Annotated in this window: 17 protein-coding genes; all 17 read left to right on the top strand. The window is 73.5% G+C overall.

What is annotated here, in order from left to right; translation table 11 throughout:
- The first annotated feature begins 237 nt into the window (after positions 1 to 237).
- The 17 genes from ABD671_RS00930 to ABD671_RS00850 all read left to right on the top strand — a co-directional run bounded on the left by ABD671_RS00930 (position 238) and on the right by ABD671_RS00850 (position 17050).
- The gene (locus ABD671_RS00930) at positions 238 to 384 is read left to right on the top strand and encodes a hypothetical protein (protein WP_344731309.1); all 147 of its coding nucleotides are present in this window, start codon (positions 238 to 240) and stop codon (positions 382 to 384) included.
- A 3-nt stretch (positions 385 to 387) separates the two neighbouring features.
- Positions 388 to 1419, top strand: a complete 1032-nt coding sequence (rsmH, locus tag ABD671_RS00925) for a 16S rRNA (cytosine(1402)-N(4))-methyltransferase RsmH (protein WP_344731308.1) — start codon at positions 388 to 390, stop codon at positions 1417 to 1419.
- Entirely contained in the window at positions 1419 to 2048 is a 630-nt protein-coding gene (ftsL, locus tag ABD671_RS00920) for a cell division protein FtsL (protein ID WP_344731307.1), read from the top strand. Before rsmH ends, ftsL begins: the two co-directional genes overlap by 1 nt.
- A complete protein-coding gene (locus tag ABD671_RS00915; RefSeq protein ID WP_344731306.1) occupies positions 2045 to 3871 on the top strand; it encodes a peptidoglycan D,D-transpeptidase FtsI family protein in 1827 nt (608 codons plus the stop codon). Before ftsL ends, ABD671_RS00915 begins: the two co-directional genes overlap by 4 nt.
- A complete protein-coding gene (locus ABD671_RS00910; RefSeq protein ID WP_344731305.1) occupies positions 3868 to 5472 on the top strand; it encodes a UDP-N-acetylmuramoyl-L-alanyl-D-glutamate--2,6-diaminopimelate ligase in 1605 nt (534 codons plus the stop codon). Before ABD671_RS00915 ends, ABD671_RS00910 begins: the two co-directional genes overlap by 4 nt.
- A 16-nt stretch (positions 5473 to 5488) precedes the next feature.
- Positions 5489 to 6580, top strand: coding sequence for a phospho-N-acetylmuramoyl-pentapeptide-transferase (gene mraY, locus ABD671_RS00905; protein ID WP_344731304.1), 1092 nt, complete (start codon positions 5489 to 5491; stop codon positions 6578 to 6580).
- Positions 6577 to 7596 carry a Mur ligase family protein gene (locus tag ABD671_RS00900; protein ID WP_344731303.1) on the top strand — a complete coding sequence of 340 codons (1020 nt, stop codon included), beginning with the start codon at positions 6577 to 6579 and terminating at the stop codon, positions 7594 to 7596. The genes mraY and ABD671_RS00900 overlap by 4 nt, the downstream gene beginning before the upstream one ends.
- Before the next feature lie 124 nt (positions 7597 to 7720).
- A complete protein-coding gene (gene ftsW, locus ABD671_RS00895; RefSeq protein ID WP_344731302.1) occupies positions 7721 to 8992 on the top strand; it encodes a putative lipid II flippase FtsW in 1272 nt (423 codons plus the stop codon).
- A 31-nt stretch (positions 8993 to 9023) separates the two neighbouring features.
- Positions 9024 to 10109 (top strand): undecaprenyldiphospho-muramoylpentapeptide beta-N-acetylglucosaminyltransferase, encoded by a 1086-nt coding sequence (murG, locus tag ABD671_RS00890; protein ID WP_344731301.1) that lies wholly within the window; start codon positions 9024 to 9026, stop codon positions 10107 to 10109.
- A complete protein-coding gene (gene murC, locus ABD671_RS00885; protein ID WP_344731300.1) occupies positions 10106 to 11482 on the top strand; it encodes a UDP-N-acetylmuramate--L-alanine ligase in 1377 nt (458 codons plus the stop codon). The genes murG and murC overlap by 4 nt, the downstream gene beginning before the upstream one ends.
- Positions 11483 to 11582: 100 nt before the next feature.
- Positions 11583 to 12287, top strand: coding sequence for a cell division protein FtsQ/DivIB (locus ABD671_RS00880; protein WP_344731299.1), 705 nt, complete (start codon positions 11583 to 11585; stop codon positions 12285 to 12287).
- A 305-nt stretch (positions 12288 to 12592) separates the two neighbouring features.
- Entirely contained in the window at positions 12593 to 13801 is a 1209-nt protein-coding gene (gene ftsZ / locus ABD671_RS00875; protein ID WP_344731298.1) for a cell division protein FtsZ, read from the top strand.
- A gap of 4 nt (positions 13802 to 13805) precedes the next feature.
- Positions 13806 to 14558, top strand: coding sequence for a purine nucleoside phosphorylase YfiH/LACC1 family protein (locus ABD671_RS00870; RefSeq protein ID WP_344731297.1), 753 nt, complete (start codon positions 13806 to 13808; stop codon positions 14556 to 14558).
- Positions 14555 to 15253, top strand: coding sequence for a YggS family pyridoxal phosphate-dependent enzyme (locus ABD671_RS00865; protein WP_344731296.1), 699 nt, complete (start codon positions 14555 to 14557; stop codon positions 15251 to 15253). The genes ABD671_RS00870 and ABD671_RS00865 overlap by 4 nt, the downstream gene beginning before the upstream one ends.
- A 49-nt stretch (positions 15254 to 15302) precedes the next feature.
- Positions 15303 to 15803, top strand: coding sequence for a cell division protein SepF (locus tag ABD671_RS00860; RefSeq protein WP_344731295.1), 501 nt, complete (start codon positions 15303 to 15305; stop codon positions 15801 to 15803).
- 63 nt (positions 15804 to 15866) lie between these two features.
- Positions 15867 to 16160 carry a YggT family protein gene (locus tag ABD671_RS00855; protein WP_344731294.1) on the top strand — a complete coding sequence of 98 codons (294 nt, stop codon included), beginning with the start codon at positions 15867 to 15869 and terminating at the stop codon, positions 16158 to 16160.
- 167 nt (positions 16161 to 16327) lie between these two features.
- The gene (locus ABD671_RS00850) at positions 16328 to 17050 is read left to right on the top strand and encodes a DivIVA domain-containing protein (protein ID WP_344731293.1); all 723 of its coding nucleotides are present in this window, start codon (positions 16328 to 16330) and stop codon (positions 17048 to 17050) included.
- Positions 17051 to 17081: the final 31 nt, after the last annotated feature.

Here is a 17081-nt window from a genome sequence, read left to right as displayed (position 1 = left end):
AACTGCACAGCGATCCGCAGGGCCCGGTCTCAGCCCGTTCCGTGTGCTTCTGGGGCACCTTCCCCGGTTCCAGACCCACGCCAGATCCCTTCCCCGATCGCCGAACGGGCGGGGACCAGACCCTGCGGCTCCACCTCGCCCCCTCCCGCCCTCCACTCCGCTCCACCCCCACGCACCACCACGCACCGCCACACCGCCACTTCCAGCAGACCGGGGTCGACACCGATGAGCAGGTCCATGAGCGTCACCGCCGCAGCGCCGCAGCGCCGGCGCGTGCGACACGAGGCGCGCGACGCCGCCGTCCTCATGCTCTTCTCGGCCGGGCTCTCCCTGGGCGGCGCCGGGCTGCTCCTCATGCTCACGACCCTCGCGACGGGCCGCTGAGCGATGCCGGCCCCGCTCCACGTCCCGGTCATGCTCGACCGGGTCGTCGCGCTCCTCGCGCCCGCGCTCGAGCAGGAGGGTGCGGTGCTCGTCGACTGCACCCTCGGCCTCGGGGGGCACAGCGAGGCCGTGCTCGAGCGCTGCCCGGCGGCCCGGGTCGTGGGCATCGACCGCGACCCCGAGGCCCAGCGGCGCGCCGGCGAGCGGCTCGCCCGCTTCGGTGACCGGTTCACCGGCGTCCACGCGGTCTACGACGAGATCCCCGACGTCCTCGCCGGGCTGGGGCTCGACCACGTCGACGCGGTGCTCTTCGACCTCGGCGTCTCCTCGATGCAGCTCGACCTGCGCGAGCGCGGCTTCGCCTACGCCGAGGACGCGCCCCTCGACATGCGGATGGACGGCAGCCGCGGCCGGACGGCGGCCGACGTGCTCAACACCGCCGAGCCGGCCGAGCTGACCCGCATCCTGCGCGACTACGGCGAGGAGAAGTTCGCCCGCAAGATCGCCGCCGCCGTGGTGCGCGAGCGCGAGAAGGCGCCCTTCACCACCTCCGGGCGTCTGGTCGAGCTGCTCTACGCCGAGATCCCGGCACCTGCCCGGCGCACCGGAGGGCACCCGGCCAAGCGCACCTTCCAGGCGTTGCGCATCGAGGTCAACGACGAGCTTGAGGTGCTGCGCCGGGCGCTGCCCGCCGCGCTGAGGGCCGTCGGCGTCGGCGGCCGGGTCGTCGTCGAGGCTTACCACTCCCTCGAGGACCGCATGGTCAAGCAGGCCTTCGCCGCCGTCACGACCCTCGACGTCCCCGACGACCTCCCGTTCGTGCCGGCCGGCAGCGAGCCGCCGTTCCGCTCCGTCACCCGCGGCGCGGAGAAGGCGACGGAGGCGGAGATCGCCGAGAACCCGCGGGCCGCCTCGGTGCGCCTGCGGGCCGTCGAGCGGGTGCGGGACGGCGAGGCCGGCGCAGGCAGCGGTCGGGGTCGTGCGAGTGGTCGGGGCAGTGGTCGGGGCAGTGGTCGAGGCAAGGGAGCCGCGTGATGAGTGAGTTCGGTCGGACGTCGTCGGGGGCGGCGCGCAGCCTGCCCCGGGTGGCGGAGTCCGCGGTCGAGCGGGCGCGGCTCAGCGTCGTCCCCCGGGCGCGCGTGCAGGCGGCCCGGGTGCCGTTCGTCACCCTGGTGAGCGTGCTGCTCCTCGGGGGCGTGGTCGGGCTGCTGTTCTTCAACACCTCGATGCAGCAGTCCTCCTTCACCGTCAGCTCGCTCCAGGACCAGGCCGACGTCCTCTCGGCCCGCGAGCAGGCGCTCGCCATGGAGATCCAGCGGCTCCAGGACCCGCAGGCGATCGCCCGACGCGCCCAGCGCCTGGGCATGGCCATCCCCGAGGCCCCGCTCTTCCTCGACCTGCGCACCGGACGTGTCGTCGGCGACCGCGAGGCCGCCTCGATCAGCACCCGCGTCGCGCTCGACCCGGCCCCGCCCGTGCTGCCCGCCGAGCTCGCTCCGCGGCCGCGGGTGAAGATCGTCCCGCCGCCGGAGGGCGTGCTCCCCGAGGACCGCGCCGACACCGCGGACACGGCGTCCGGGCGAGGTGCCTCGGATGAGAAGAAGAACGACGGGAAGAAGAACGAGAAAAAGAACGACGGCTCGGCCCGGGGCGGTCGTCGATGAGCCCCCGGCGGGAGGGCCGGCTGCGCCGCGAGTCCGGCGTCCGCCGCGGTGCCCCGCAGTTCCGCCTGCGCATCGGCTTCGTGGTCATCGCCATGGTGTTCTCGGTCTTCGGCGCCCGCCTCGTCCAGCTCCAGGCGGTCGACCCCGGCGCGTACGCCGCACTCGCAGCCTCCGAGGGCACCGTCGACGTCGTCCTGCCCGCCGACCGCGGACGGATCCTCGACCGCAACGGCGAGGTGATGGCCGAGTCCGTCGACGGGCTGATGATCATCGCCGACCCGCTGCTGGTGAACACCGACAAGGACGGCAACGAGACCGACCGGGCCCCCGAGCTCGCACGCTTCCTGGCCCAGCGCCTGCACGTCGACTACTTCACGATCCTGCCGCGGCTGCGCGACACCGCCTCCCGGTTCCAGTACATCGCACGGGCCGTGCCGGCCGCGCTGGCCACCAAGGTCGTCGCCCGGGCGAAGGCGATGGGCTTCGACGGCCTCAGCACGCGCCGCGACCCGGTGCGCCTCTACCCGGGCGGCGACGTCGCGGCCAACCTCATCGGCTTCCTCGGCACCCCGCACGAGAACGGGACGGCGCGCCCGCTCGCCGGCTTCGAGGCGACGTTCGACGACGTCCTCGCCGGCCGCGACGGATCGGCGCGCTACACCGTCGACAGCGTCAGCAACGGCAACCGCATCCCGCTGGGGCAGAGCACCGTCGTCCCGGCCGTCGACGGCCAGGACCTGCACACGACCATCGACCGCGACCTGCAGTGGTACACCCAGCGCGTGCTCCGCAAGACCGTCGAGGACGCGCGGGCCGACTCCGGCGCCGCCGTCGTGCTCGACACCCGCACCGGCCAGGTGCTCTCGCTGGCCGACTACCCGACCTTCGACGCCAACGAGCCGCTGGAGTCGCCGAAGGAGGACCTCGGCGCGCGGTCGGTCAGCGACGTCTACGAGCCCGGCTCGGTGGAGAAGGTGCTCACGCTCTCCTCGCTCATCGATGCCGGCAAGGTCACCGACCGCACCCGTCTGCTGGTGCCGGGCTCCCTGGCCCGCCAGGACCGCGTCATCCACGACTGGTTCCCGCACGGCACCATCAAGCTGACCCTCGCCGGCGTCATCGCGAAGTCCTCCAACATCGGCACCGTGCTGGCGGCCGACAAGTTCGCGCCCGGCCAGCTGCACTCCTACCTCAGCCGCTTCGGCCTCGGCCGCGCCACCGACACCGGCATCCGCGGCGAGTCCGCCGGCATCCTGCCCGGCGGTAGCGCCTGGACCAGCCAGACCCAGGACCGCGTCGCGTTCGGCCAGTCGGTCTCGGTCAACGCCCTGCAGATGGCCGCCGCCGTCAACACCGTCGCCAACGGCGGCGTGCGCGTCGACCCCAGCGTGATCCTCGGCAGCGCCACCACCGACGACGGGCAGACCGTCGGCTCGGACGACGTGCGCGAGCGCCGGGTGATCTCCTCCGACGCCGCCCACCAGATGGCGCTGATGATGGAGCGCGTCGTCGACCCCGAGGCCGGTGTGGCGCCGGGTGCGCAGGTGCCGGGCTACCGCGTGGCGGGCAAGACCGGAACCGCGCAGCGCGCGAACAGCGAGTGCGGCTGCTACGACGGCACCTTCACCGTCTCCTTCGCGGGCTTCGCACCCGCCGACTCGCCGCGCTTCACGATCTACGTGGTGGTGCAGAACCCGCGCAACGGCGGAGGTGGCGGTTCGGTCGCCGGACCGGCATTCTCCCAGATCATGAGCTACGCACTGCGCCGCTACGGCGTCCCGCCGACCGGTACCCGGCCCTCGAGCCTGCCCGTCGAGTGGTGAGCGCGGTGCCCGGCGACGTCCGGCCCGAGCGCCCGCCCGCCACGCCGCTCGCCGAGCTCGCGGCCGTCGTCGGCGTCGCCGCCCCCGACGGCGCCGACCGGGTGGTCGTCAGCGGGCTCTCGCTCAGTTCCCAGCGGGTGCGCCCCGGCGACCTCTACGCGGCGCTGCCCGGCGCCCGCGCGCACGGGGCGACCTACGCGGCCGCCGCGGTGGCCGCGGGTGCGGTGGCGGTGCTCACCGATCCCGCCGGCGCCGCCGAGATGTCGACCCAGGAGTCGACCCCGGAGTCGACCCAGGTGCCGACCCTCGTCGTCGACGATCCGCGCCGCCTGCTCGGCCGGCTCGCCGCGCACGTCTACGGCGACCCGGCGGCGTCCCTGCGGATGATCGGGGTGACCGGCACCCAGGGGAAGACCACCACCACCCGCCTCGCCGAGGGCGGGATGCAGGCTGCGGGCATCCGCGCCGCCGTGGTCGGTACGGTCGGCACCCGCATCGCCGGACGCGAGGTCAAGACCGCCCTGACCACACCCGAGGCCCCCGACCTCCACGGACTGTTCGCCCTCATGCGCGAGCAGCACGTCGAGGCGTGCGCCATGGAGGTCTCCAGCCACGCGCTGGTCATGGGCCGCGTCGACGGGGTCGTCTTCGACGTCGCGGTCTTCCTCAACCTCGGCCGCGACCACCTCGACTTCCACGCCGACATGGAGGACTACTACCGGGCGAAGGCCTCGCTCTTCACCCCGGAGCGGGCGCGGCTCGGCCTGGTCTGCCTCGACGACGAGCACGGACGCCGCCTGGCCGCCGAGGCGCCGATCCCGGTACGCACCTTCGGGCTCCGCCCCGAGCACGCACCCGACTGGACGGCGATCGACGTCGTCACCGAGTCCGAGGGCTCCTCCTTCGTGCTGGCGGGTCCGGGCGGCGTGCGGGTGCCGGTGCGCTGTCCGCTGGCGGGGGAGTACAACGTCGCCAACACCGTCGCCGCCCTCGCCGCGTGCGCCGAGGCCGGTCTCGACGTCGCCGCCGTGGCTCGCGGCATCTCCGAGGGTCCCGGCGTGCCCGGTCGCCTCGAGCGCATCCCCAACGAGCGGGGCATCACCGTCGTCGTCGACTACGCCCACAAGCCGGACGCCGTCGAGGCGGCGATCGGGACCCTGCGGCCCCTGACGGCGGGTCGCGTGATCGCCGTGCTCGGCGCCGGCGGCGATCGCGACCCCGGCAAGCGTCCGATCATGGCCGCCATCGCGGCGCGCCTGGCCGACGTCCTCGTCCTGACCGACGACAACCCGCGTTCGGAGGACCCGGCGGCGATCCGGGCGGCGATGCTCGCCGGCATCGAGGACGTCGACCCGGCCCAGCGCGCCGTCGTCCACGAGATCGGCGACCGCCGTGCGGCCATCGCGGCCGCCCTCGCCGCGGCCGAGCCCGGCGACATCGTGCTCATCGCCGGCAAGGGCCACGAGACCGGCCAGGAGGTCGCCGGCGTCGTCACGCCCTTCGACGACCGCGAGGTCGCCCGCGAACTGCTCGCCACCCCTGCGGCGGGCGCGGCGGATGGGGGATCCGTGGCCGATCCGGGGCAGAATCCTCCGCGATGAACGAGCGAGGCCTGCGATGAGGGCGATTCTGTTGGCGGGCGGCTTCGGCCTGATCTTCTCGCTGCTCGGCACCCGCGTGGCGATCCGCCAGTTCACCAAGCTCGGCTACGGCCAGGAGGTCCGCGAGGACGGCCCGACCAGCCACCACACCAAGCGCGGCACCCCGACCATGGGCGGCGTCGCGATCGTCGTGGCGGTGGTGCTCGGCTACTTCCTGGCCAAGCTGATCACCCGTTCGATGCCCAGCGCGTCGGCGATGCTGCTGCTGCTCGTCTTCGTCGGCACCGGCATGGTCGGCTTCCTCGACGACTTCATCAAGATCTACAAGCAGCGCAGCCTCGGCCTGCGCAGCAAGGCCAAGATCATCGGCCAGACGATCGTCGGCCTCACCTTCGCAGCCCTCGCGCTCAGCCCGATGCTCGAGGACGACCGCGGTCAGACCCCGGCGTCCCAGGCGGTCTCCTTCATCCGCGACATCTCCTGGCTGAGCCTGCCGATGGTCGGGGCGATGGTGCTCATCTGGCTCATCGTCACCGGCACCTCGAACGCCGTGAACCTGGCCGACGGCCTCGACGGTCTGGCCGCCGGCGCCTCGATGATGGTCTTCGGCGCCTACACGATCGTGAACATCTGGCAGAACAACCAGTGGTGCGGGCAGTCCGACATCACCTACGGCAAGTGCTACGACGTCCGCGACCCGCTCGACCTCGCGGTCGTCGCGGCCGCGCTGACCGGCGCCTGCTTCGGGTTCCTGTGGTGGAACGCCTCGCCCGCTCAGATCTTCATGGGCGACACCGGCTCGCTCGCCCTGGGCGGTGCGATCGCCGGACTCGCCGTCCTCACCCGCACCGAGCTGCTGCTCATCGTGCTCGGCGGGCTGTTCGTGCTCGAGACCGCCTCGGTGATGATCCAGGTGACCACCTTCAAGGTCAGCCGCAAGCTCACCGGCACCGGACGACGGGTGTTCCGGATGACCCCGATCCACCACCACTTCGAGATGCTCGGCTGGGAGCAGGTCACCGTCGTCATCCGCTTCTGGATCATCACCGGCATCTGCGTGGCCGCCGGCATGGGCATCTTCTATGCCGAGTGGGTGGCCGGCACGTGACCTCCGCGGGCCCGGCCTGGCACTCCCTCGGGCAGAGCGACTCCTGGGCCGGCGTCCGGGCGGTCGTGCTCGGGTTCGAAGACGCCGGGTTCGCCGCGGCCGACAACCTGCTCCATCTCGGGGCCGACGTGCTCGTGCTCGCCTCGCCCACCCCCGACGCCGCCGCGCTCGCCGACCAGCGGGAGAAGGCCGAGCTGCTGGAGGTGCTCGGAGCCCGGGTCCGGTTGGACGCCGAGCCGGTGACGCAGCTGCCCGAAGCCCTCGACCTCGTCGTCGTGCCGGCCGGAACCGCCCACGACCACCCGCTGGTCGCGGAGGCGATCGCCCGTGGCCTGACCGTGTGGAGCGACGCCGAGCTGGCCTGGCGGCTGCGACCCCGACCGGTGGCCGCGCCCTGGCTCGTCGTCGCCGGGCCCGACCCGGCGCTGGTGGGCGCCTGCACCGAGCGGCTCGGCGCGATCCTCGCCGCCGACGGGGTGGTGGCGACCGTGGCCGGCACCGCCGGGCGACCGGTGGTCGAGGTCATGATGGACCCCGCTCCGTGCGACGTCCTGGTGCTCGGCATCGACGCCGTCCAGCTGACGCACCTGCCCACGATGGCCGCCGACTCCGCGGCGCTGCTCGGTGTGCGCGACGCCGACCCGGCGTTCGCGGCGGTGGCCGGCCGGGTGTACGCCGACGTGCGGGTCGCCTGCGTCTACCTGCTCGCCGACCCCGGCACCGAGGAGCTCGTGGCCGAGGCCGAGGTCGTCGAGGGCGCCCGGGCGATCGGGGTCACCCTCGGCACCCCCGCACCCAGCATGGTCGGCGTCGTGGAGGAGTTCCTCGTCGATCGCGCCTTCATCGCCGAGCGGGCCTCCAGCGCCGCCGAGATCGGCTCGCTCGAGGACGTCGGCAGCGACGACCCGCAGGTCGTCACCGCCGCCCTGACGGCTGCGGCCCTGGCTCGGGCGCACGGCGTCTCCCAGCACGCCGTCCGTGCCGGCCTGCGCCGGGTCGCCGGTCTGCCCGACTGAGCTGAAGCAGCCGGCCGATCCCGGCACGACCGGCCCGGCGACACGCCGCCGAGGTGCGCGCGATCCGTGGTGTTGCCCCTGAGACTGATGTGACGCACGTGTCGGGCGAGACGGAAGGGACGCGATGACCACCGCGAATCCGGAGGACACCCAGTACCTGGCGCCTCCCGCCCGCCGCGGCACCCCGCGCTACGCCGTCGAGGCCGTGCGCGACGCCGTTGAGTCGCTCCAGCGGGCGCTCGACCGGCCGCTGACGGCCTACTACCTGCTGCTCGGCGCCTCGGGGCTGCTCCTGCTCATCGGCGTGATCATGGTGATGAGCGCCTCGAGCGTGTACTCCTACGAGCAGAACGACGGCAACTCCTACGCCGTCGTGACCCGCCAGCTCGTCTGGGTCGCGATCGGCCTGCCGTGCGCCTTCGTGGCCAGCCGGCTCCCGCAGCGGCTCATCCGGGCCCTGGCCTACCCCGGCTACGTCGTCTCGCTGGGGCTGCTGGTGCTGACCGCCTTCATCGGCGTGCGCATCAACGGCAACCAGAACTGGCTGGCCGTCGGGCCGATCCAGATCCAGCCCTCCGAGATCGCCAAGCTCGCCCTCATCATCTGGGCCGCCCACATCTACGCGGTCAAGGAGCGCCGTCTCGACACGCTCCACGAGATCATCGTGCCGGTGGTGCCCGGCATCGCGCTGATGACCGGCTTGGTCATCGTCGGTCACGACCTCGGCACGGCGCTCGTGCTCTTCGCCCTGCTCGGCGGCATGCTCTGGGTCGTCGGCGCCCCGGCCAAGCTGTTCTGGTTCGCGATCACCGCGGTGAGCGTGCTGGCCTTCGGGCTGGCGACCACCGACTCCGAGCGCATGGGCCGCCTCACCAACTTCATCGACCCGATGAAGGACTACCAGGACGCCGGCTGGCAGCCCGCCCACGGCCTCTTCGCGCTGGCCACCGGCGGCATCACCGGCGAGGGCATCGGCGCCTCGCGCCAGAAGTGGGGCCAGCTGCCCGAGGCCCACACCGACTTCATCTTCGCCGTCCTCGGCGAGGAGCTCGGCCTGATCGGCACGCTGCTCGTGATCGGCCTCTTCCTCACCATCGCCTACGCCGCCCTGCGGGTGGCGCGCCAGACCCATGACACCTTCGTCCGCTACGTCACCTTCGGCGTCGTGGTCTGGATCATCGGCCAGATGATGATCAACATCGGCATGGTGCTGGCGCTCCTGCCGGTCGTCGGCATCCCGCTGCCCCTGGTCTCCTACGGCGGCTCGGCGCTCGTGCCGACGCTCGTGGCGCTGGGGCTGGTGGTCGGCTTCGCCCGTCGTGAGCCCGAGGCCGCCCGCGCGCTGGCCCAACGGCGCCGCAACCGCTCGGCCGGTCTCGCGGCCCGCATGCGCTGAGGGCCGACCCCGCCCGTTAGGTTGTCGACCGATGCGCGTCCTGCTCGCCGGTGGTGGAACCGCCGGCCACACCTCGCCCCTGCTCGCCACCGCCGATGCCCTGCGTCGGCTGCGACCCGACGTCGAGATCACCTGCCTGGGCACGCCCCGCGGGCTGGAGAACACCGTCGTGCCGGCCGCCGGCTACCCGCTCGAACTGGTGCCGCCCGTGCCGCTGCCGCGGCGCCCCAACGCCGAGTTCTTCAAGGTGCCCGCGAAGCTGCGACGGGCGGTCCGCGCCGCTGAGGACGTCGTCGACCGCATCCGCCCCGACGTCGTTGTCGGCTACGGGGGCTACGTCTCGATGCCGGCCTACCTCGCCGCCCGGCGCCGACGGCTGCCGATCGTCGTCCACGAGCAGAACGCCGTGCCCGGCCTCGGCAACCGGGTCGGCGCCCGGCTCGCCACGCGGGTGGCCGTCAGCTTCCCCGACACCCCGCTGCCGCGCGCGGAGTTCGTGGGCCTGCCGATCCGACGGATGATCGCGACCCTCGACCGCGCCGCCCTGCGCGCCGAGGCCCGCGCCCACTTCGGGTTGGACGCCGACCGCCCGACGCTGCTGGTGACCGGCGGCTCCCAGGGCGCGACCCGGCTCAACCGCGAGATCTCCGGTGCGGCCGAGGCGCTGGCCGCGGCCGGCGTCCAGGTGCTGCACGTGCAGGGCAAGCACGGCGGAGCAGAGCCCGGTCCGACCGGTGCGGTGCCCTACGTCGTCGTGGAGTTCACCGACCGCATGGACCTGGCCTACGCCGCGGCCGACCTCACGGTGTGCCGCTCGGGGGCCAACAGCGTCACCGAGGCCGCCGCCGTCGGCCTGCCCGCGGTCTTCGTGCCGCTGCCGATCGGCAACGGCGAGCAGGCCCACAACGCCCGCCCGGTCGTCGAGGCCGGCGGGGCGCTGCTGGTCGACGACACCGCGCTCACCACCGCCTGGGTGCGCGAGCACGTGCCGGCACTGGCCACCGACCCGGGGCGGCTCGCGGCGATGTCGGCCGCGGCGTCGGGGCTGATGCGCCGCGATGCCGACGAGGTGCTGGCCCGCATCGTCCTCGAGACCGCCGGGGGAGCGGGCCGATGAAGGTGCCCGTGCCCGACGTCGTCCCCCCGGCCGCCGAGCTGGGTCGCGTGCACTTCGTCGGCATCGGCGGCGCCGGCCTGTCGGGCATCGCGCGCATCATGCTCGCCCGCGGCGTCCCGGTCAGCGGCAGCGACGGGGTCGACAGTTCCACGCTCGCGGCGCTGCGAGCCCTCGGTGCGACGGTGCACCACGGGCACGCCGCCGACCACGTGGGTGCGGCCGACACCGTCGTCGTCTCGACCGCGGTGCAGGAGGACAACCCCGAGGTGGTCGAGGCGAGGCGGCTCGGCCTGCGCCTGCTGCCCCGCTCCGCGGCCCTGCGCTCGGTCATGTTCGGACGCCGCGTGGTCGCCGTCGCGGGCACGCACGGCAAGACCACCACCACCTCGCTGCTCACCGTGGCGCTCCAGACGGCCGGGGCCGACCCGACCTACGCCATCGGCGGCGACCTCGCGGCCACCGGCGTCAACGCCGCCGACGGGTCGGGCGACCTCTTCGTCGCCGAGGCCGACGAGAGCGACGGCGCCTTCCTGCACTACGCACCGTTCGCGGCGATCGTCACCAACGTCGACGCCGACCACCTCGACACCTGGGGCACCCCCGAGGCGTACGCGGCGGCCTTCGACGACTTCGTCGCCACCCTCGACCCCGACGGCTTCCTCGTGGTCGTCGCCGACGACCCCGGCGCCGCCGCGCTCGGCCGCCGTCACGCGGCCGGCGGGCGACGGGTGATCACCGTGTCGGCGCGCAGCGACGCGGCGGTCGACCTCGGCCCCGCCGCGCTCGACGGCGTCCGTCTGTGGTCGCCGGGGGAGCACTACCGGGCCGATGCGCTCGCCGCCCTGGCTGCGGGCCTCGAGCTCGGCCTCGAGCGCGACGCCCTGCTGCGGGGCCTGGCCTCCTACACCGGCACGAAGCGCCGCATGGAGCCCAAGGGCGAGGCCGGCGGGGTGCGGGTCTACGACAGCTACGCCCACCACCCCACCGAGATCGTCGGCGACCTGGAGTCGGCGCGCGCCCTGGCCGGCGAGGGACGGCTGCTGGTGGCCTTCCAGCCCCACCTGGTCTCCCGCACCCGCATCTTCGGGGCGGCGATGGGCGAGGCGCTCGGGGCCGCCGACGAGGTCGTGCTCCTCGACGTCTACCTCGCCCGCGAGCCCGCCGACCCCGAGGTCACCGGTCGGCTCGTCGCCGACGCCGTCCCGCTGCCGCCCGAGGCGGTGCACTACGTGCCCGACCTCGACGACGTCGCGGCGGTGCTCGCCGCCCGGGCCCGGCCGGGCGATCTCGTGCTGACGCTGGGGGCGGGCAGCATCACGCGGGTCGGCCCCGAGGTGCTCGCCCTGCTCGAGGCGGGCGGTGCCGATGGCTGAGCGACGACCGGGTCCTCCTCGGCGTCCGCGCTCCCCGGGGCGTTCCCGGGGGCGTTCCCCGGGGCGTTCCCGGGGTCGATCGGCCGATCCGCAGGAGCGGATGCGGCGCCGGTTCGCGCGCCGCCAGTGGGCACGTCGACTGCTCACCGCCCGCCGGGCCCTCGTCCTCCTCGGCCTGGTGGCGGTGGCCGCGGTCGCGGTGTGGGCGGTGTGGTTCAGCTCGTGGCTCTCGGTCGCGAAGGTCGAGGTGCACGGCACCTCCCAGCTCACCGCCGCCCAGGTCGAGAACGCGGCCCGCGTGCCCCTGGGCGGCCCGCTGGCCACCGTCGACCTCGGCGCGATCCGCACCCGCGTCGAGGCGCTGGCCGGGGTCGCCTCCGCCGACGTCACCCGCTCGTGGCCCGACGGCGTGCGCATCGACGTGACCGAGCGGCAGGCCGTCGCCGTCGTCCGCATCGGCGGGCTGCTGCGCGGCATGGACGCCGGGGGAGTGGTCTTCCGCACCTACCGCACCGCCCCGGTCGGCCTGCCCGCCGTCACCACCGGCGCCGGCACCTCGGCCGAGGCGCTCGCCGAGGCCGCGGCCGTCGTCACCTCGCTGCCGCAGGAGGTCGCGGTCAAGGTCGACCACATCGACGTGCGCAGCGTCGACGCCATCGCCCTGGTGCTGCGCGACGGACGCACGGTCGAGTGGGGCAACAGCACCAACTCGCGCCAGAAGGCCGAGGTGCTCGGAGCGCTGCTGCGCCAGCAGGCCCGGGTCTACGACGTCTCGGTGCCCTCGAAGCCGACGACGCGGGGCTAGCCGGGATCCAGGCTGAGGCCGCCGTCAGGTTTCCCCGGCTGACCGGGGAAACCTGATGTTGATGGGCGAAGTTTCGCCACACAACATCACGGTTCGCCCCCCATGTGCCCACGCCGTCCGATCACGTCGAGAAATCGCCGACCCGTCGGGCGTGTCTGCCGGGATCGACCCGCGCGGCTGCCTACTGTCGTGACCACGGCGAGGTTGACATAACTATAACCCTCCACCTGAGGGTCAGGGTTGAGCGACACGCCGGACGAGCCAGCACCACCCGCACACCACCCGAGCACCGGAGGCGAGCCGCCATGGGCGCAGCACAGAACTACCTGGCCATCATCAAGGTCGTCGGCATCGGCGGCGGCGGCGTCAACGCCGTGAACCGCATGATCGAGGTCGGTCTGAAGGGCGTGGAGTTCATCGCCATCAACACCGACGCCCAGGCCCTGCTCATGAGCGACGCCGACGTCAAGCTCGACATCGGCCGCGAGCTCACCCGCGGCCTCGGCGCCGGCGCCAACCCCGACGTCGGCTGCAAGGCCGCCGAGGACCACGCCGACGAGATCGAGGAGGTGCTCAAGGGCGCCGACATGGTCTTCGTGACCGCCGGCGAGGGTGGTGGTACGGGCACGGGTGGTGCCCCGGTCGTCGCCCGCATCGCGCGCTCGCTCGGCGCGCTCACCATCGGCGTGGTCACCCGCCCCTTCGCCTTCGAGGGACGCCGCCGCGCCAACTCCGCCGAGGAGGGCATCGCCGGTCTGCGCGAGGAGGTCGACACCCTGATCGTCATCCCCAACGATCGACTGCTCTCGATCAGCGACCGCAACGTCTCGGTGCTCGACGCCTTCAAGCAGGCCGACCAGGTGCTGCTCCAGGGCGTCTCGGGCATCACCGACCTCATCACCACCCCGGGCCTGATCAACCTCGACTTCGCCGACGTGAAGTCGGTCATGGCCAACGCGGGCTCCGCGCTCATGGGCATCGGCTCGGCCCGGGGCGAGGACCGCTCGGTCGCCGCCGCCGAGATGGCCGTCTCCTCGCCGCTGCTCGAGGCGAGCATCGACGGCGCGCACGGCGTCCTGCTCTCCATCGCCGGCGGCTCCGACCTCGGCCTCTTCGAGATCAACGAGGCCGCCGCGCTGGTCGCCGAGGCCGTGCACCCCGACGCCAACATCATCTTCGGCGCCACCATCGACGACGCCCTGGGCGACGAGGTGCGGGTCACCGTCATCGCCGCGGGCTTCGACGGCGGCACCCCCAAGCGTCGCGACGAGGGCACCGTCCTGCGCCGCGAGCCGCGCCCGCAGCAGTCGCAGGCCGACACCCGCGCGGCCGTCGACGCCGCCCTCGGCCGTACCGCCGAGCCGGCCCGCGAGGAGCGCGAGCCCGTCGCCGCCCGTCCGGCCGCGGCGCCCACCGCCTCGCCGTCCGCTCCGGCCGCGCCGGCGCCGCGCCCCGCCCCGCGCCAGGTGCAGTTCGACGACGACGACCTCGACATCCCCGACTTCCTCAAGTGAGCGCGTGTATCTGACCCGGCAGCGCCTCGGCCCCGTCGACCTGGCCTTCACCGACCGGTTCGGCGGGGTCAGTGCGTTCCCCTACGACGAGCTCGACCTCGCCCTCGTCGGTGGCGGCGACCCCGCTGCGCGGGAGGAGAACCTGCGTCTGCTGCGCGCCGACTTCGCCCCCGACGACGAGCTCGCCGACCTGGTGCAGGTGCACGGCCGCGAGGTGGCGGTCGTCGACGACTCCACGCCCCTGGGTCCGGGCTACGTGCGCCCGGAGGCCGACGCGATCGTCACCGCCCGAGCCGGGGTCACCCTGATGGTCCGGATGGCCGACTGCGTCCCCGTCCTGCTGGCCGATCCCGACGCGGGCGTCGTCGGGGCGGCCCACGCCGGACGCGAGGGCGTCGTCGCCGGCGTGGTGCCGGCCGCGGTGGAGGCGATGCGCGGCCTCGGCGCCCGGCGCCTGCACGCCTGGATCGGTCCTCACGTGTGCGGGCACTGCTACGAGGTGCCCTTCGCGATGCGCGCCGAGGTCGGGGCGCTGCTGCCCGACACCGTGCAGACCACCTGGAGCGGGACGCCGTCCCTCGACCTCGGGGCCGGGGTGCGCGCGCAGCTCGTCGCGGCGGGCGTCGACGACGTCGTCACCGTGCCCGGGTGCACCCGCGAGCGCACCGACCTGTTCTCCCATCGGCGCGACGGCGCCGACGCCGGCCGCCTCGGCGCGCTGATCCGCCTCGACCCGACGTCCGGGAGCGCCCCGTGAGCCGGGCCGAGGAGCTCGCGGCCAACCTCGCGGCCGTGCAGGCGCGCATCGCGACCGCGGCCACCGCGGCGGGGCGCGATCCCGCCGAGGTCGGCCTGGTCGTGGTCACCAAGTACTTCCCGGCCTCCGACGTGCGCCTGCTCGCCGGGCTCGGGGTCGCCGAGGTGGGGGAGAACCGCCACCAGGAGGCGGAGGCCAAGGCGGCCGAGTGCGCCGACCTCGGTCTGCGCTGGCACTTCATCGGCGGCCTGCAGAGCAACAAGGCCGCAGCGGTCGCCGGCTACGCCGACGTCGTGGAGTCCGTCGACCGCCCCAAGCTGATCGCGCCCCTCGACCGCGGTGCCGCGGCGCGTGGGGCGGTGGTCGACGTGCTGGTGCAGGTCAGCCTCGACCCGCCCGGTCGCGATCAGCGATCGGGGGTCGAACCCGCGGGTCTGCTCGACCTCGCCGCCGCGGTCGAGGAGGCCGACCACCTGCGGCTCGCCGGCCTGATGGCCGTCGCACCGCTCGGGGAGGACCCCGCCGCCGCCTTCGCGCGCCTCGCCGACCTCCGCGCGGAGCTCCTGGCCGACCACCCGGGGGCGACCACGCTCTCGGCCGGCATGAGCGGCGACCTCGAGCAGGCCGTCGCGGTCGGCGCGACACACGTACGCATCGGCTCGGCAATCCTCGGTTCGAGGCCCCGGGTCCAGTAGGTTCACACTCGCAGGCGCCCCCTGGGCGCATCACCACCGGAGGACAGTCATGAGCGGCGCGATGCGCAGGATCGGTGAGTACCTCGGCCTGCTCGAGGACACCGGCCGGTACGACGAGTACGACGGCGACGACGACCACACCATCGAGACCCAGGCCCTCGCCACCGCGCGGGCCGGCCGTCCCGAGCGCCGCGAGGCGCGCGCGTCGGTCTCCGACCTCGCCGAACGGCGTCGTCCCACGCCCGTCCCCAGTCCCGAGCGAGCGGCCGAGATGACCCGCATCATCACCCTGCACCCCAGCACCTACAACGAGGCCCGCACCGTCGGGGAACACTTCCGTGACGGCATCCCGGTCATCATGAACCTCACCGAGATGGGCGACGCCGACGCCAAGCGGCTCGTCGACTTCGCCGCCGGCCTGGTGTTTGCCACCCGTGGCACCATCGAGCGCGTCACCAACAAGGTCTTCCTGCTCTCGCCCCCGAACGTCACCGTGACGGCCGAGGACCGGGCCCGGATGACCGAGAGTGGCTTCTTCAACCAGAGCTGACGCCGCCAGGCGCGGCCGCCCCGGCGTCCTTGCGCCGGCGACATAGGGAGGACCAGGACCCACGTGCAGGTCGTCGGCTCGATCATCTACTCGATCCTGTGGGTCTTCATCGCCCTGATGTGGGTGCGCTTCATCGTCGACTGGGTGATGATCTTCGCGCGCTCGTGGCAGCCCTCCGGCGTCCTGCTGGTGCTGCTCGAGGGGGTCTACTCGGCCACCGATCCGCCCATCAAGGCGCTGCGCAAGGTGATCCCTCCGCTGCGGCTGGGCAACTTCGCCCTCGACCTCAGCTTCCTGCTCGTCATGGTGATCGCCTGGATCCTGCTCCAGCTCACCGTGGCGATCTTCGGGCTCTGAGCGCCCGATGGTGAGACCCGCGACCCCGCGGGTCACACCAGCCCCATGGTTGGGGCTATTGTTCGACGCGAACCTGACGATTCGACGACGACGTCGTGTCCCCCGAGGTCCCCTCGGGTGTCGGCCCGGCTCCGCCGTCGTGTGTTCCCCGATAGATAGGTGAGGTCATGCCGCTGACGCCTGAGGACGTGAGCAACAAGCGCTTTACGCCGGTCCGGCTGCGCGAGGGCTACGACATGGGTGAGGTCGACCAGTTCCTGGACGAGGTGGAGGCGGAGCTCGCGCGCCTTACCAAGGAGAACGACGATCTGCGCACGAAGCTCGCTTCGGCCCAGTCGGTGACCCCCACCCCTGCCCCTGCGCCCGTGCCGACGCCGGAGCCTGCTCCGGTCGCGGTCGCCGAGCCCGCTCCGGTCGCCCCCAGTGGTGGCGTGGAGACGATCCGCGTCGAGACGGTTCCCGAGGCGTCCAACGCCGCGGCCCGCCTCCTCGAGATCGCCACCCGCAACGCCGACGAGCTCGTCGAGGACGCCAAGAACGAGGCCGACAAGATCATCGGCGAGGCCCGCACCAAGGCCGAGCGCCTGGAGTCGGAGAGCAAGGCCCGCGCCGAGCGCCTCGAGGCCGACGCGCACACCCGTGCCCAGATGCTCGACTCGGAGACCTCCGAGCGCCGCCAGCAGATGTTCGGCGACCTCGAGCGCGAGCGCGACAAGCTCAACAGCGAGGTCGAGAACCTGCGCTCCTTCGAGCGCGAGTACCGCTCCCGCCTCAAGAGCTACTTCACCCAGCAACTCGAGGCGCTGGCCGTCCCGAGCGAGGGCGGCAGCTCCGACGACGCGCCGGCGCCCAAGCGCCTGCGCTCGATCCTGGGCGACGACGAGGGCTGAGCCGGCCTCCGGCTGACGTCCCGATCGGCCC

Origin of the sequence: Nocardioides fonticola (assembly GCF_039536805.1) — a bacterium.
Taxonomy (GTDB): domain Bacteria; phylum Actinomycetota; class Actinomycetes; order Propionibacteriales; family Nocardioidaceae; genus Nocardioides; species Nocardioides fonticola.
This window is presented reverse-complemented; position numbering and strand designations above follow the sequence as displayed.